The organism is Paracoccus lutimaris (assembly GCF_003337565.1).
GTDB classification, from domain to species: domain Bacteria; phylum Pseudomonadota; class Alphaproteobacteria; order Rhodobacterales; family Rhodobacteraceae; genus Paracoccus; species Paracoccus lutimaris.
On the sequence record NZ_QPJL01000002.1, the window covers coordinates 203406 to 217139 of the forward strand.

15 protein-coding genes are annotated in these 13734 nt (G+C 64.5%); 11 read left to right on the forward strand and 4 right to left on the reverse strand.

Translation table 11 applies throughout. The features are described 5' to 3' along the window. Nucleotides 1–37: 37 nt before the first annotated feature. From bufB to DFP89_RS03515, 9 genes are all read left to right on the forward strand, one after another. Nucleotides 38–892: an MNIO family bufferin maturase gene (gene bufB, locus DFP89_RS03475; protein ID WP_114347993.1), complete on the forward strand. Its 855-nt coding sequence runs from the start codon at nt 38–40 to the stop codon at nt 890–892. Continuing rightward, nucleotides 876–1652: an HvfC/BufC N-terminal domain-containing protein gene (locus tag DFP89_RS03480; protein ID WP_114347994.1), complete on the forward strand. Its 777-nt coding sequence runs from the start codon at nt 876–878 to the stop codon at nt 1650–1652. The genes bufB and DFP89_RS03480 overlap by 17 nt, the downstream gene beginning before the upstream one ends. After that, nucleotides 1649–2119 (forward strand): DoxX family protein, encoded by a 471-nt coding sequence (locus tag DFP89_RS03485; RefSeq protein WP_114347995.1) that lies wholly within the window; start codon nt 1649–1651, stop codon nt 2117–2119. The genes DFP89_RS03480 and DFP89_RS03485 overlap by 4 nt, the downstream gene beginning before the upstream one ends. A 216-nt stretch (nt 2120–2335) precedes the next feature. Then, the gene (gene napE / locus DFP89_RS03490; protein ID WP_114347996.1) at nt 2336–2527 is read left to right on the forward strand and encodes a periplasmic nitrate reductase, NapE protein; all 192 of its coding nucleotides are present in this window, start codon (nt 2336–2338) and stop codon (nt 2525–2527) included. A 1-nt stretch (nt 2528) separates the two neighbouring features. Continuing rightward, nucleotides 2529–3038: a ferredoxin-type protein NapF gene (locus DFP89_RS03495; RefSeq protein WP_114347997.1), complete on the forward strand. Its 510-nt coding sequence runs from the start codon at nt 2529–2531 to the stop codon at nt 3036–3038. Then, entirely contained in the window at nt 3031–3291 is a 261-nt protein-coding gene (locus DFP89_RS03500; RefSeq protein WP_114347998.1) for a chaperone NapD, read from the forward strand. The genes DFP89_RS03495 and DFP89_RS03500 overlap by 8 nt, the downstream gene beginning before the upstream one ends. After that, a complete protein-coding gene (napA, locus tag DFP89_RS03505; protein WP_114347999.1) occupies nt 3288–5795 on the forward strand; it encodes a periplasmic nitrate reductase subunit alpha in 2508 nt (835 codons plus the stop codon). The genes DFP89_RS03500 and napA overlap by 4 nt, the downstream gene beginning before the upstream one ends. Then, nucleotides 5792–6277, forward strand: coding sequence for a nitrate reductase cytochrome c-type subunit (locus DFP89_RS03510; RefSeq protein ID WP_245948582.1), 486 nt, complete (start codon nt 5792–5794; stop codon nt 6275–6277). The genes napA and DFP89_RS03510 overlap by 4 nt, the downstream gene beginning before the upstream one ends. Beyond that, a complete protein-coding gene (locus DFP89_RS03515) occupies nt 6278–6967 on the forward strand; it encodes a cytochrome c3 family protein (RefSeq protein WP_114348001.1) in 690 nt (229 codons plus the stop codon). Nucleotides 6968–7051: 84 nt separating this feature from the next. Here the strand turns inward: DFP89_RS03515 and DFP89_RS03520 are convergent, their stop codons facing one another. Then, complete coding sequence (locus DFP89_RS03520; protein ID WP_114348002.1) at nt 7052–7696, reverse strand: isochorismatase family protein; 645 nt, start codon at nt 7694–7696, stop codon at nt 7052–7054. Nucleotides 7697–7906: 210 nt separating this feature from the next. On the opposite strand from DFP89_RS03520, the gene DFP89_RS03525 reads away from it, so the two are divergent. Continuing rightward, nucleotides 7907–8767, forward strand: coding sequence for a pirin family protein (locus DFP89_RS03525; RefSeq protein WP_114348003.1), 861 nt, complete (start codon nt 7907–7909; stop codon nt 8765–8767). 322 nt (nt 8768–9089) lie between these two features. Here DFP89_RS03525 and DFP89_RS03530 read toward each other — a convergent pair whose 3' ends face one another. From DFP89_RS03530 to DFP89_RS03535, 3 genes are read right to left on the reverse strand one after another with little or no spacing between them, the layout of a single operon-like run. Next, nucleotides 9090–12257, reverse strand: a complete 3168-nt coding sequence (locus DFP89_RS03530; protein WP_114348004.1) for an efflux RND transporter permease subunit — start codon at nt 12255–12257, stop codon at nt 9090–9092. Nucleotides 12258–12260: 3 nt separating this feature from the next. Then, on the reverse strand, nt 12261–12398 hold the full coding sequence (locus tag DFP89_RS20980) for a hypothetical protein (RefSeq protein ID WP_484216263.1): 138 nt from the start codon (nt 12396–12398) through the stop codon (nt 12261–12263). Nucleotides 12399–12421: 23 nt separating this feature from the next. Continuing rightward, nucleotides 12422–13318: an IS1 family transposase gene (locus DFP89_RS03535; protein WP_114348088.1), complete on the reverse strand. Its 897-nt coding sequence runs from the start codon at nt 13316–13318 to the stop codon at nt 12422–12424. Nucleotides 13319–13431: 113 nt separating this feature from the next. Between DFP89_RS03535 and DFP89_RS03540 the strand changes: the two genes are divergently transcribed. Then, complete coding sequence (locus DFP89_RS03540) at nt 13432–13728, forward strand: type II toxin-antitoxin system RelE/ParE family toxin (protein WP_114348005.1); 297 nt, start codon at nt 13432–13434, stop codon at nt 13726–13728. Nucleotides 13729–13734: the final 6 nt, after the last annotated feature.

Below are 13734 nucleotides of genomic sequence, written 5' to 3' on the forward strand. Positions count from 1 at the left end.
GGGGTCCGGCCCTTTCCTCACAAGGAGGCATCTTCCGATGACTGTGCTACCCGCCGCGCCGGGCCTTGGCTTCAAGCCCGAGCATTTCCCCGCCATCCGCGAAACCCGCCCCGAACTGGGTTTCTTTGAAATCCATGCCGAGAATTACATGGGCGCGGGCGGTCCGCCGCACCGGCAACTGACCGCGCTGCGGCAGGATTACGCGATCTCGCTGCATGGGGTCGGGCTGTCCATCGGCGGTCCCGGCCGGCTGGATGCCGACCATCTGGCGCGGCTGCGCGCGCTGGTCGACCGCTATCAGCCCGAAAGCTTTTCCGAGCATCTGGCATGGTCAAGCCATGGCGCGGAATATCTGAACGACCTGCTTCCCCTGCCCTATACGCCCGAGACGCTGAACATCGTCTGCGACCATATCGACGAGGTGCAGGACCGGCTGGGGCGGCGGATGCTGCTGGAAAACCCCGCAACCTATGTCCTGTTTCAGCAATCCACCCTGACCGAGACCGATTTCCTGACCCAGATCGCCCGCCGCACCGGCTGCGGCCTGCTTCTGGACATCAACAATGTCTTTGTCTCGACCACCAATCACCGCACCGATGCTCGCGCCTATCTGGCGGATTTTCCGCTGGACAAGGTGGGCGAGATCCATCTGGGCGGCCATGCCGAGGAGGAGTTACCCTCGGGCCCGCTGTTGATCGACGATCATGGCAGCCCGGTCGCCGATCCCGTCTGGGTGCTTTACGCCGAAACCGTCGCCCGCACCGGCGCGCTGCCCACGCTGATCGAATGGGACAATGACGTGCCGCCCTTTGCCGAGTTACTGGCCGAGGCGCGCCGCGCCGCCGGCATCCTCGACGGCGTGAACGGAGGCTGCCTTGCCCGCGCATGCTGAGCTGACCGCGGCGTTTCGCAGCGCCCTCGCCTCGGACGCGCTGCCGCCGGGCGTCACCGCCCGCGACCCGACCGAGACCGTCCGCCGCTTTGCCGTCTATCGCAACAATGTGGCCCATAGCCTGGCCCGGGCGCTGGCCGCACGCTTTCCGGTGATCGAACGGCTGCTGGGGGCGCAGTTCTTTGCCGCATTGGCGCGGGAATTCCTGACCGCGCATCCGCCCGTCTCGCCGATGCTGTTTCGCTGGGGCGAGGCATTTCCCGGCTTTCTGCATAGTTTTCCGCCGCTGGCCGATTACCCCTATCTGCCGGATGTGGCGCGGCTGGAATGGCTGCGCGGCGAGGCTTATCACGCCCCCGACGCATCCGCCGCCGGTCCCGCGCAACTGGCGCAGGCCGCGCAGGAACCCGCCGCGCGGGGGGCGCGGCTGCACCCCTCGGTGCGGATCCTGCAGGCGGATTACGCGGCCCTCACCATCTGGCAGGCCAACCAGCCCGAGGCAGTGCCCCCGGCCGAACTGGATGCCGGCATCCCCGAAAGCGTGCTGATCCTGCGCGACGCGGCCGATCAGGTGCGGGTTCTGCCGCTGCGCACCGGTGATCCGGCCTTTCTGCAGGCGCTGATGCATGGCGCCACGCTGCTCGCCGCCGCCGAGGCCGCGCTGCGCCACCAGCCGGGCCATGATCCCGGCCCGCTGCTGCTGACGCTGGCGCAGGCCGGCGCCATCACCGCATTCCCGTATGGAAAGACACCGCAATGACACCGATCCCTTTCCTTGACCGCATCGACAGGCTGCTGGGCCACCTGCCATGGTCTGTCGCCGCGCTGGCGCTGCGGGTGTTTCCGGCCTCGGTGTTCTGGGCCTCGGGGCGCACCAAGGTCGAGGGGTTTTCCATCGCCGACAGCACATGGTTCCTGTTTGAACATGAATATGCGCTGCCGCTGATCCCCTCGGACTGGGCGGCGGTGGCGGCGACGCTGGCCGAGCATATCCTGCCCGCGCTGCTGGTGCTTGGCCTCGGCACGCGCCTTGCCGCGCTGGGGCTGCTGATGATGACGCTGGTGATCCAGATCTTTGTCTACCCTTCGGCATGGCAGACGCATGGGCTCTGGGCCGCGTGCTTTCTGGCGCTGATCGCCAAGGGACCGGGGCGCTGGTCGCTGGATCATCTGCTGGGCCGCAGCGCCTTGGCCCCCGCGCCGGGCAGGCCTGCGGGCAGCATCTGACACCGGCGCGCGCGGGCGGCGAAAAAACAGGCCCATGGGCCGACGCGACTTGACCGAGTTTTGATTTATGTCTAGGTTATCAGAGCGGGAACTGCCTTAGTTAGCATTCCCGGTTTTTGACCGGACTTACTTCGTCGATATCACAGCCCGCTCGCAGATTGCGCGATTCCTCAGGAAACACACGCAGGACGCTAGCCACAGCCATTGTTTCGAGAAATGTCTGAGCAGCGAAAGAACGAACTGACAGCCGACACGCCCCCGCCTTCGCGTGGCAGGGAGCTGCTGACCTTTGCGGTCCTTGCCTTCGGCATCTGGCCCTTCCTCGCGATCTGCTTTGTCGGCGGCTATGGCTTCCTGGTCTGGTTCTATCAGATCCTGGCCGGTCCTCCCGGACCGCTGGGGCATTGAGATGGGCCAGAACACAACCGCCGCGCGCCCCCGCGAGGGGTTCAGTCGGCGTGGCTTTCTGACCGGCCGGCCCGCGCCGGCCTTTCGGCCCTTGCCCCCCGGCATCAGCATGGAGACGCTGTCGGCCTGCACCGGCTGCGGCGATTGCGTCAGCGCCTGCCCCCAGCAGATCCTGCTGGTGGCCGATGGCCACGTCGCCGTCGATTTCAGTCTGGACGAATGCACGTTCTGCGGCGCCTGCGCCACCGCATGCCCCGAGCCGGTCTTTTCCGACAGCCCCGCCATGCAGCATGTCGCGGCGATCTCGGATGCCTGTCTGGCCCGGCGCGGCGTCACCTGCATGACCTGCCGCGATGCCTGCCCCGAAAGCGCGATCCGATTTGCCCCCCGGGCCGGCGGGCCGTTCCTGCCGGTTCTGGACGCGGGCCTTTGCACCGGCTGCGGCGCCTGCATCGCACCCTGCCCCAGCAACGCCATCGCCGCCCGCCCGCGCGAGGTCGCCCATGCCTGAGCCGGGACGCTATCACATCTCCAGCGCCGTCGTCTCGATCGTCCCCGGACGCGAGACCGAGGTGCTTTCCGTGCTGCCCAGCCTGCCCGGGGTCGAACTGCACATGACCGAAGGGTCGCGCGCCGTCGTCACCATCGAGGGCCGCAGCCTGCGTGAAATGGGCGACCGCCTGACCGACATCGCAAAGATGGACGGCGTGGTCGCCGCCAACATGGTTTTCGAGCATTCCGAAGAAGAGGAACCCCTGGCATGACACCAAATCTGACACGGCGCGATCTTCTCAAGACGCAGGCTGTGGCCGTCGCCGCCAGTGCCGCCGGCTTCAGCCTGCCTGCCGCCGCCCAACCCGTCAGCGGCGGGGTCGAGGCGCTTGAGATAAAATGGTCCAAGGCCCCCTGCCGCTTTTGCGGCACCGGCTGTGGCGTCATGGTCGGCGTCAAGGAAGGCAAGGTCGTCGCCACCCATGGCGACATGAAGGCCGAGGTCAACCGCGGCCTGAACTGCGTCAAAGGCTATTTCCTGTCCAAGATCATGTACGGAAACGACCGCCTGACCACGCCCCTGATGCGCAAGACGAATGGCGTCTTCGACAAGGAAGGCCAGTTCGAGCCGGTGACCTGGGACGAGGCCTTCGACACCATGGCCGCAAGGGTCAAGGAGGTGCTCAAGGCCAAGGGCCCGGAAGGCATTGGCATGTTCGGATCCGGCCAGTGGACGGTGATGGAGGGCTATTCGGCATCGAAGCTGATGCGCGGCGGCTTCCGCTCGAACAACCTTGACCCCAATGCGCGCCACTGCATGGCCTCAGCCGCCGTGGCCTTCATGCGCACCTTTGGCATCGACGAGCCGATGGGCTGCTATGACGATTTCGAGCATGCAGACGCCTTTGTCCTGTGGGGCTCGAACATGGCGGAAATGCACCCGATCCTGTGGACGCGGCTGGCCGACCGCCGGCTGGGCACGCCCGGCGTCAAATGCGCGGTGCTGTCGACCTTCACCCATCGCAGCATGGACCTGGCGGACATTCCGATCGTCTTCAAGCCCGGCACGGATCTGGCGATCCTGAACTATATCGCCAATCACATCATCCAGACCGGCCGCGTGAACGAGGATTTCGTCGCCAAGCACACGGTCTTCAAGAAGGGCCAGACCGATATCGGCTATGGTCTGCGCCCCGAGCATCCGCTGGAACAGGCCGCCACCGGCGCCGCCGAGGCCGGCAAGATGCACCCCTCGGATTTCGAGGCCTACAAGGCCTTCGTCGCCGATTATACGCTGGACTATGTCAGCGAGCTGTCGGGCGTCGAGCCGGGCTTCCTTGAGGAGCTGGCCGAGCTTTACGCCGACCCGACCAAGAAGGTCATGTCCTTGTGGACCATGGGCTTCAACCAGCACGTCCGTGGCGTCTGGGCCAACCAGCTTGTCTATAACATCCACCTGCTGACCGGCAAAATCTCGGAACCCGGCAACTCGCCCTTCTCGCTGACCGGCCAGCCCTCGGCCTGCGGCACCGCGCGCGAGGTGGGCACCTTTGCCCATCGCCTGCCCGCCGACATGGTGGTGACGAACCCCGAGCATGTCGCCCATACCGAGGAATTGTGGAAGCTGCCGCACGGGCTTTTGAACCCCAAGCCCGGCTATCACGCCGTGCTGCAGGACCGGATGCTGAAGGACGGCAAGCTGAATTTCTACTGGATTCAGGTCACCAACAACCTGCAGGCGGCACCGAACTCGGAAAACGAGACCTATCAGGGCTATCGCAACCCCGACAACATGATCGTGGTCTCGGACGCCTATCCGACGGTCACGGCGCTGGCGGCGGATATCATCCTGCCCGCCGCGATGTGGGTGGAAAAAGAGGGCGTCTACGGCAATGCCGAACGCCGGACGCATGCCTGGCACCAGTTGGTCAATGCGCCGGGCGAGGCGCGCTCGGACACATGGCAACTGGTCGAATTCTCGAAACGCTTCACGACCGAGGAATGCTGGCCGGCCGAACTGCTGGAGGCCAATCCCGAATACAAGGGCAAGACGCTCTATGACGTGCTGTTCGCCAATGGTCAGGTGGACAAGTTCCCGCTGTCGGAAATCCACAAGGATTACGCCAACCAGGAAGCCAATGATTTCGGCTTCTATATCCAGAAGGGCCTGTTCGAGGAATATGCCGCCTTTGGCCGTGGCCATGGCCATGACCTTGCCCCCTATGACACCTATCAAAGCGACGAGGTGCGCGGGCTGCGCTGGCCGGTCGTCGACGGCAAGGAAACGCTCTGGCGCTTCCGCGAGGGCTATGACCCCTATGTCGAGGCCGGGTCCGGGGTGCAGTTCTATGGCAACAAGGACAAGCGCGCCGTCATTCTGGCCGTCCCCTATGAGCCGCCGGCCGAAAGCCCGGATGACGAATACGATTTCTGGCTGGTGACCGGCCGGGTGCTGGAACATTGGCATTCGGGTTCGATGACCATGCGCGTGCCGGAACTTTACAAGTCCTTCCCCGGCGCGGTCCTGTTCATGAACGCAGGTGACGCCCGCGAACGCGGCTTCAACCAGGGCTCCGAGGTGCGGGTGATCTCGCGCCGGGGCGAGGTGCGGATGCGGGTCGAAACCCGTGGCCGCAACCGCATGCCGACGGGCGTGGTCTTTGTGCCATGGTTCGATGCCTCGAAGCTGATCAACAAGGTCACGCTGGACGCGACCGACCCGATCTCCAAACAGACGGATTTCAAGAAATGCGCAGTCAAGATCGTTCTCGCATGAGCCCGCTTCGTCTGATCGCAGGCGCCCTGGCGGCGGTTTTCTTCACCGGCGCCGCGCTGGCGCAGGACCCCGGGGCCGAGGAAACCCTGCGCAGCTCGGTCGAGCTGAACGGTCCGCAGCCCGCGATCGAGGTCGTCCCCGCCGACCCGATCCCGCGCTGGGTCACCGACGACAAGCGGCTGATGCGGCAATATCCCGAACAGCCGCCGCTGATCCCGCATTCGATCGAAGGCTATCAGCTGACGGTCAATGCCAACCGCTGCATGTCCTGCCACCGGCGCGAGGCGACCGAGGGTTCGGGCGCGCCGATGATCTCGGTCACGCATTACATGAACCGCGACACGCAGATGCTGGCCGATGTTTCGCCGCGCCGGTATTTCTGCACCGCCTGCCACGTCCCGCAAGCCGACGCCAAACCGCTGGTCGAGAATATCTTCACCGACATGAGCAAGATGGGCGTCAAGCCGATGGGGACCGAGTAAATGAGCTGGCTAGGTCGGCAGATCCGCCGGGTCTGGAACATCGTCTCGACGCCGGCGGGAACGCTCAGCATCGGTTTCCTGACGCTGGGCGGGTTCATCGGCGGGGTGATCTTCTGGGGTGCGTTCAACACCGCGCTGGAGGTCACCAACACCGAGAAATTCTGCACCTCGTGCCACGAGATGCGCGACAACGTCTATGAAGAGCTGTCGCATACGATCCATTTCTCGAACCGCTCGGGCGTGCGGGCCTCCTGCCCGGATTGCCATGTGCCGCATGAATGGACCCACAAGATCGCGCGCAAGATGCAGGCCAGCAAAGAGGTCTGGGGCAAGATCTTCGGCACCATCGACACGCGGCAGAAGTTCCTCGAACATCGGCTAGAACTGGCGCAGCACGAATGGGCGCGGCTGAAATCCAACGACAGTCTGGAATGCCGCAACTGCCACACGGCCGGGGCGATGGATTTCTCGCGTCAGGCACCGCGCGCGGCTGAAATGCATTCGAAATACCTGCTGACGGGTCAGGCCACCTGCATCGATTGCCACAAGGGCATCGCGCATGAGCTGCCCGACATGACCGGCGTCGATCCCGGCTGGACCATGCCGGTCGAGGACCAGCCCCCGGTTGAGCCGCAGCAGGGCGCGTCAGCGGACGATCAGGCGGCGCTGCGCCGCTATCTGGACGGCTAGTAGGGCCCCACGGGTCCGAACCCCTTGCGGCCGGGCGTCTCATCGCGCCCGGCCGTCCTGTTTTCGCGGTCTGCTCTCAAGGCGTCAGATCTTGCCCTCTTTCATCAGGGCAAAGCGCTTGGGGAAATACCATTGCAGCACCTTGCGGAACTTGTCCGAACTGTCGCGCGCCCAGTTCCGCATCAGCTCGCTGCCGAACTGGATCGCGGTGATCGGCGTCGCGCCGGCGGCCTGCATCCGTTCCAGCGCCCGGTCATGCGCCACGGGCGAGATACCGCCCACCGCGTCGGCGACCGGATAGACCTGATAGCCCTCGGCCTGCATGTCCAGTGTCGGGAATGTCAGGCAAACCTCGGTCCAAAGACCCGCCATGACGATCTTCTTGCGGCCGGTGGCCTCGATCGCCTGACGGAACTCGGCATCCTCCCAGGCATTGACGCCGCTGCGGTCGATCTCGGTCACGCCGGGCAGCTCGGCCATGATCTCGGCCGCGGTGCCGGTATTCACGCCCATGTCCACGCCCACGGTCGAGACGATCACCGGCAGGTCATAGGCCCGCGCCAGCTTGCACAGCGCGATCACGTTCAGGTCGATCTCGTCCCGGGTCGATGAGGTGATGGTGCGGTATTGTTCAGGCTGATAGTCGATCAGCACCAGCGCGCAGTTCTGCGGCGTCAGCAGGTGATCGACAGCGGGATCGCGGATCGGTTCGGGCTGGGTTTTCGGCATGGTGTTTTCCTTTCCAGATCGTTCAGAGCTATGGTCAGGGCGGGATCGAAGACAGAATCGCCATCGCCCCCGCATATTCGGCAGAAGCGATGACAGCAGAACATGGCGTTCGCTGCAACCGAACATCCGCAGCCTTGCGCCGGCCCCCGCGCACCCCACCTTTCTGGCAACGGCGGCAGAGATGGCCGCCCCTTTTGACCGGAGGTTCCCATGCGCAAGATTTTGTCCACCTCAAGCGCCCCGCGCGGGCATTGGGTCGGCGACGGCTTTCCCGTCCGCTCGCTGTTTTCGCATATGTCGGGCACGAATGAGACGACGCCCTTCCTGATGCTGGATTACGGCGGCCCCCATGAATTCGGCCCCGCCGCCCGCCCGCGCGGCGTCGATGTCCACCCCCACAAGGGTTTTGAGACCGTCACCATCGTCTATCAGGGCGAGGTCGAGCACGGCGACAGCACCGGCCGCGGCGGCGTCATCCGCGAGGGCGACGTGCAATGGATGACCGCCGGCAGCGGCATCCTGCACAAGGAATTCCACAGCCACGACTTTACCGCCAAGGGCGGCACCTTCGAGATGGTCCAGCTGTGGGTGAACCTGCCCGCCAAGGACAAGTCGGCCGAGCCGGGCTATCAGGGCATCAGCGACGCGCAGATCCCAGTGGTCGATCTGCCCGAGGGCGCCGGCCGCCTGCGGGTGATCGCGGGGGAATTCGAGGGCGCCAAGGGCCCGGCCCGGACCTTCACGCCGCTGGACGTCCTGGACCTGCGCCTGAACGCCGGCAAGACCGTGACCCTGCACCCGACAGACGGGCATAACGTCATTGTCGTGATCCTCAGCGGCGAGGTCGCGGTGAATGCCGAGGCCCGGCTGAGCGGCCCCGCCTCGGCGCGGCTTGCCCGCGAGGGCGGCGCGGTGGTGCTTGAGGCGATCGGTGATGCCAAGGTGCTGCTGCTGTCGGGTGAACCCATCGACGAGCCGGTCGCGGCTTACGGCCCCTTCGTGATGAACACCGAGGCCGAGATCCGGCAGGCCATCACCGATTTCCAGTCGGGCATGTTCGGCCGGCTGTAAGGTCCGAGCAATGACGGACCGGGGATAAGGAACGGGCGGCGGGTCATTCCCGCCGCCCGTTGCGCATCCCCAGGGTGCCGCAAGGCGGGGCCGGATGACCGGCCCATCGTTGCGGTGAATCTGCCGGATTGCGTGGCCGAGGAAATCTTGGACATGCAGCCCGCGTTGTTCTGCCTTGTCCGACGAATTCTGCACCGGGTCGGTGGCGGGCAGGGCAGCGGTTGCGCGGTCCCGATTTGCCCGCAATGACTTTGCCCGCAATGACAACGGCCGGCCCCGAAGATGGGGGCCGGCCGGCAAGCTTGATGATCGCAATGGCCGATCAGGCGGCGGGCGGCGCTTCGGGTCCAGAATCCGCTCCCTCATCCTTCTTGCCGCCGCCACGCAGGCTTTTAATCTTTTCGCGCAGGGTCTGGAAGATCACATACAGCCCCGGGATCAGGAAGATCCCGACCGCGGACGAGGCCAGCATCCCGCCAAAGACCGAGGTTCCGACCGCGCGCTGCGTGGCCGCTCCGGCGCCAGCCGCGGTGACCAGCGGCAACAGCCCGAGGATGAAGGCGAACGAGGTCATCATCACCGCGCGGAAACGCAGATTGGCGCCCTCGATCGCAGCATCGACGATGCTCTTGCCATGCGCGCGCTGCTCCATGGCGAATTCGACGATCAGGATCGCGTTCTTGGCCGCCAGGGCAATCAGGATGACGATCCCGATCTGGGCATAGACGTTGTTGTCCAGCCCGGTCAGCTTCAGCGACAGCATGGCCCCGAACAGCCCGGTCCCCACCGACAGCAGCACCGCAATTGGGATCGCCCAGCTTTCATACAGGGCAACCAGGAACAGATAGGCAAAGATCACCGCCAGAACCAGGATCGGCCCGGTCTGCCCGGCGGCCCTGATTTCCTGGAAGGCGGTTCCGGTCCATTCCAGCTTGTAGCCCGAGGGCAGGGTCTTGGCGGTCACTTCGTCCATGGCCGTGATCGACTCGCCCGAGGAATGGCCGGCGGCCGGCTCGCCATTGATCATCACCGCGCGTTCGTTGTTGTAGCGGGTAACGAAAGCCGGCGCCGTGATCAGCTTGGTTTCGGCCACGGCGGCCAGCGGGATAAGCGCGCCGCTTGCGGCCCGCACGCGGATCTGCCCGATATCCTCGATATCCATGCGGGCATCGGCATCGGCCTGCACGTTCAGCTGCCAGGTGCGGCCGAACAGGTTCACGTCATTGACATAGGCCCCGCCCAGAAGCGCCCCGGTGGTCGAGAACAGGCTGGACACGTCCACGCCCAGGGTCTGCACCCGCTCGCGGTCAAGGATGAGCTTGAGCTGCGGCGTATCGGCGCTGAAGGTGGTATAGACCCCCTGAAGCCGCGGGTCCTCATTGGCGTTGAAGACCGCGCCGCGCGTGACCTCGGCGATCTGGGCCGGCTCTGCCCCCTCCTGGCTCGCGACCAGCGCCTGGAAGCCCGATCCGGTGCCCAGACCCTGAATGGGCGGCAGGTTGAAGGCGAAGGCGACCGTATCGGGCATCGCTGCCAGATCGGCATTCACCTTGTCGATGACGGCAAAGGCGGATTGCGATTTTTCGGTCCGTTCCTCGAAGGGCTTCATGGTGACGACGAAAAAGCCGCGATTGGGCAGCACCACGCCGTCGATCAGCGAAAACCCGGCGACCACGAAAATGTCCTGCAGCGCGTCCTGTTTCTGAAGCAGCTTGAGGACCTCGTCGCCGACCTTCGCGGTGCGCTCGACCGAGGCATCCGCCGGCAGCTGGAACTCGCCCATGAAGGCGCCCTGGTCGTCGACCGGCAGGAAGCCCGTCGGCACCTGCTTGCCCACGATGCCCGTCCCGACCACGAAAGCCAGCAGCACGGCACCCGCCAGGATCGCGCGCCGGGTCAGCGGCGTGACCAGCCTGACATAGCCGCTGCGCATGCCCTCGACGCCGCGGTTGAACAGCTTGAACACGCCCTTCGGCTCGGCCTTGCGCTTGAGGATGATCGAGCAGAGCGCCGGCGACAGGCTCAGCGCGTTCATCGCCGAAATCACCATCGAGACCGACACCGCGACCGCGAATTGCTGGTAAAGCGCGCCGGTGATCCCCGGCACGAAGGCCGTCGGCACGAAGACCGAAAGCAGCACCAGCGTGATGGCGATGATCGGGGCGGTGATTTCCTTCATCGCCGCCTCGGTCGCCTCGGCCGGGGTCATCTCGGGATGGGCCTCAAGCATGTGCTCGACCGCCTCGACGACGACGATGGCGTCATCGACCACGATGCCGATGGCCAGCACCAGCGCCAGAAGCGAGATGGTGTTGAGCGAGAATCCCATCGCCAGCATGAAGGCGAAGGTCCCGACCAGCGCCACCGGCACCGCCAGAATCGGAATCAGCGTGGCGCGGAAACTGCCCAGGAAGACCAGCACGACAATGGCCACGAGGACAAAGGCCTCGATCAGCGTGTGCATCACGCTTTCCATCATCTTTTCGACGAAATAGGTCGAATCATAGGCCACCGCGATGGCGACGCCCTCGGGCAGGCGCTCCTCGAGATCGGCCAGCACCTCGCGCACCGCCTCGGCGGTGGCGACGGCATTGGCGCCGGGCGACTGGTAGATGCCGATCCCGGCCGAGGCCTTGCCGTTGAAGGTCGGGTCGGCGTCCTGCGCCCGCGCGCCCAGTTCGACCCGCGCCACGTCCTTGACCAGCACGCGCGAGCCGTCTTCCTGGGTGCGGATGACGACATTCTCGATCTGCTCGACGGTGTTCAGACGGCCATCCGCGGTCAGGTTGATCTGGAAATTCGTTCCCGGAATCGCCGGATTGGCGCCGATGCGGCCGACGGCGGCCTGCACGTTCTGCGCCTTGAGCGCCTGAACCACGTCCATCGCGGTCAGGTTGATGCTGCCCAGCCGCGCCACATCCAGCCAGACCCGCATCGAATAATCCCGCGGGCCAAAGGCGAAGGCGTCGCCCACGCCGGGCACGCGGGCCAGCGAATCCAGGAGGTTCAGCTTGGTATAGTTCGACAGGAACAGCGTATCGCGCGAATTGTCGGGCGAATAGATCGTGACCACCTGCAAGAGGCTGGTCGAGCGTTTCTTGACCGTGACCCCCAGCGCCTGCACCTCGGCGGGCAGCGCGGCGACCACCTGGTTCACCCGGTTCGACACGTTCACCGTGTTCATGTCCGGGTCCGAGCCGACCTCGAAGCTGACCGCAAGGCTGTAGGTGCCGTCCGAGCCCGAGGTGGACTGCATGTAGATCATGCTGTCCACGCCATTGATGGCGGGTTCGATGACCTGGGCGACGGATTGTTCCAGCGCGCCGGCATCGGCGCCCGGATACATGGCCGTGACCTGCACCTGCGGCGGCACGATGTCGGGAAACTGCGCCACCGGCAGCGCCTTGTAGCCCATATAGCCGGCAATGGTGATGATCAGCGAAATGACGATCGCCATTCGCGGGCGATGGATAAAGACCGAGGAGATCATGGCTCAGCCCTCCGCAGACGGAGCGGGCTGCGCATTGACGACCATGCCGTTGCGCACGCGCTGCGCGCCCTGCACGATGACCTTGTCGCCTTCGTTCAGACCCTCGCTGACCACGGCGATGCCGTCGGTCATCTGGGTCACGGTGACATATTTCGGGTAGTGGGTCAGTTTGAATTATCTTTTTTGCGGGGTTTGTAAGGGCCACGCTTTTTCGGAGCCGGTTGGGCTGCCTCCACCAGCGCAACAAGGTCTTCGATTTCCCACGGGCTGGACACGAGGCCAGCAGCCATCGCAGGCGTCATGCGCAGCGTCTTGTGGGTCCGGCAGAAGTTGTAGTGCATGAAGTGCAGGGCCACGGCGTAAGCGTGGTTCTCTGCCTTCTTGCTGAAAGCGTTGGTCAGGCGGGTGAAGCGGCGCATTCCCATGCGCATCGTCAGGTTCTGGCGCTCAACATGCGACGTTCCAACTTGCGCCATGTCGGGCTTGCCGAAGATCGCTTCCTTAATGGTGCCCGTGCATTCGGCAGGGCTATACTTGCGCTCATGACCTTTAGTGCCGGTCGGGTCGCCATAGTGCTTGATCAGCATGGCGTAATCAACGTCACCGGAGAAAGCATCAGCGACGGCCTTGAGGTAAGCGCCATGCCCGTCCGTGGTCAGCTGGATGCGGGTCGCCAGACGGTCGGCCAGATCAAACATGAACTCACGCGCGGTTGCCGCCGAGCGGTCGCCAACGGTGTAGCTGATCATCAGCTTGCTGTCCCGGTCCATCGCGGTCCAGGTCCAGATGTCGCCAGCATCTGCCGGGGCGGCTTTGGCTTCTGCGACGTTGCGCTGTTTGGCATAGCAGAACGACCAGATTTCGTCGGCTTGCACATGCGAGGCTTTAACGCCCCGAACGTGTTCGTCGTGATAGGCGGCGCAAGCCTTCCCAGCATCTTCCAAGAGCTTCGTGACGGTGTTCTTCGACACGTCCGCAATGCGCGTTGTGGCGCGGATGGAGTTGCCTTCCACCAGGAGGCGGAGGATCAGGGCGCGGGTTTTGGTGTCGAGCTTGTTCATGGCCTCACCATATTTCAAACTGACCGTTAGTCAAGCATTAAAGCGAAGAACTTAACGCCTGTCGTTAAGTAGCGTGTTGACCTGCGCGGTCTGACGAGGTAATAGGAATCGGCATGAAGGTCGAGTTCGCCAATGCTGCCCTCGCGCGCATCTGCACAGACGAAGCTCACAAGATGGGCTTGCCTGTCGCCGTCATCGTCGCGGCACGGCGTCGGCTTGTTCAGATCGAGGCGGCCCTAGACGAGCGCGACCTGCGAAACCTGAAGAGCTTGAACTACAAGAAACGCAAGGGAGGAAACGATGAAACAAGGTCAATCCGCGTGAACGATCAATATCGCATCTTCTTCACAATTAGCGAATCAGGATCGGTAACCGTCGCCACGATCACTGAGATTGGCGACCCGCACTAAGGAGGG

Bases quoted from the DNA above. Each gene is read 5' to 3' on its own strand.
- bufB (WP_114347993.1), top strand. From the start codon at position 38: ATGACTGTGCTACCCGCCGCGCCGGGCCTTGGCTTCAAGCCCGAGCAT.
- DFP89_RS03485 (WP_114347995.1), top strand. From the start codon at position 1,649: ATGACACCGATCCCTTTCCTTGACCGCATCGACAGGCTGCTGGGCCAC.
- napE (WP_114347996.1), top strand. From the start codon at position 2,336: ATGTCTGAGCAGCGAAAGAACGAACTGACAGCCGACACGCCCCCGCCT.
- DFP89_RS03495 (WP_114347997.1), top strand. From the start codon at position 2,529: ATGGGCCAGAACACAACCGCCGCGCGCCCCCGCGAGGGGTTCAGTCGG.
- DFP89_RS03500 (WP_114347998.1), top strand. From the start codon at position 3,031: ATGCCTGAGCCGGGACGCTATCACATCTCCAGCGCCGTCGTCTCGATC.
- napA (WP_114347999.1), top strand. From the start codon at position 3,288: ATGACACCAAATCTGACACGGCGCGATCTTCTCAAGACGCAGGCTGTG.
- DFP89_RS03510 (WP_245948582.1), top strand. From the start codon at position 5,792: ATGAGCCCGCTTCGTCTGATCGCAGGCGCCCTGGCGGCGGTTTTCTTC.
- DFP89_RS03515 (WP_114348001.1), top strand. From the start codon at position 6,278: ATGAGCTGGCTAGGTCGGCAGATCCGCCGGGTCTGGAACATCGTCTCG.
- DFP89_RS03520 (WP_114348002.1), bottom strand. From the start codon at position 7,696: ATGCCGAAAACCCAGCCCGAACCGATCCGCGATCCCGCTGTCGATCAC.
- DFP89_RS03525 (WP_114348003.1), top strand. From the start codon at position 7,907: ATGCGCAAGATTTTGTCCACCTCAAGCGCCCCGCGCGGGCATTGGGTC.
- DFP89_RS03530 (WP_114348004.1), bottom strand. From the start codon at position 12,257: ATGATCTCCTCGGTCTTTATCCATCGCCCGCGAATGGCGATCGTCATT.
- DFP89_RS03535 (WP_114348088.1), bottom strand. From the start codon at position 13,318: ATGAACAAGCTCGACACCAAAACCCGCGCCCTGATCCTCCGCCTCCTG.
- DFP89_RS03540 (WP_114348005.1), top strand. From the start codon at position 13,432: ATGAAGGTCGAGTTCGCCAATGCTGCCCTCGCGCGCATCTGCACAGAC.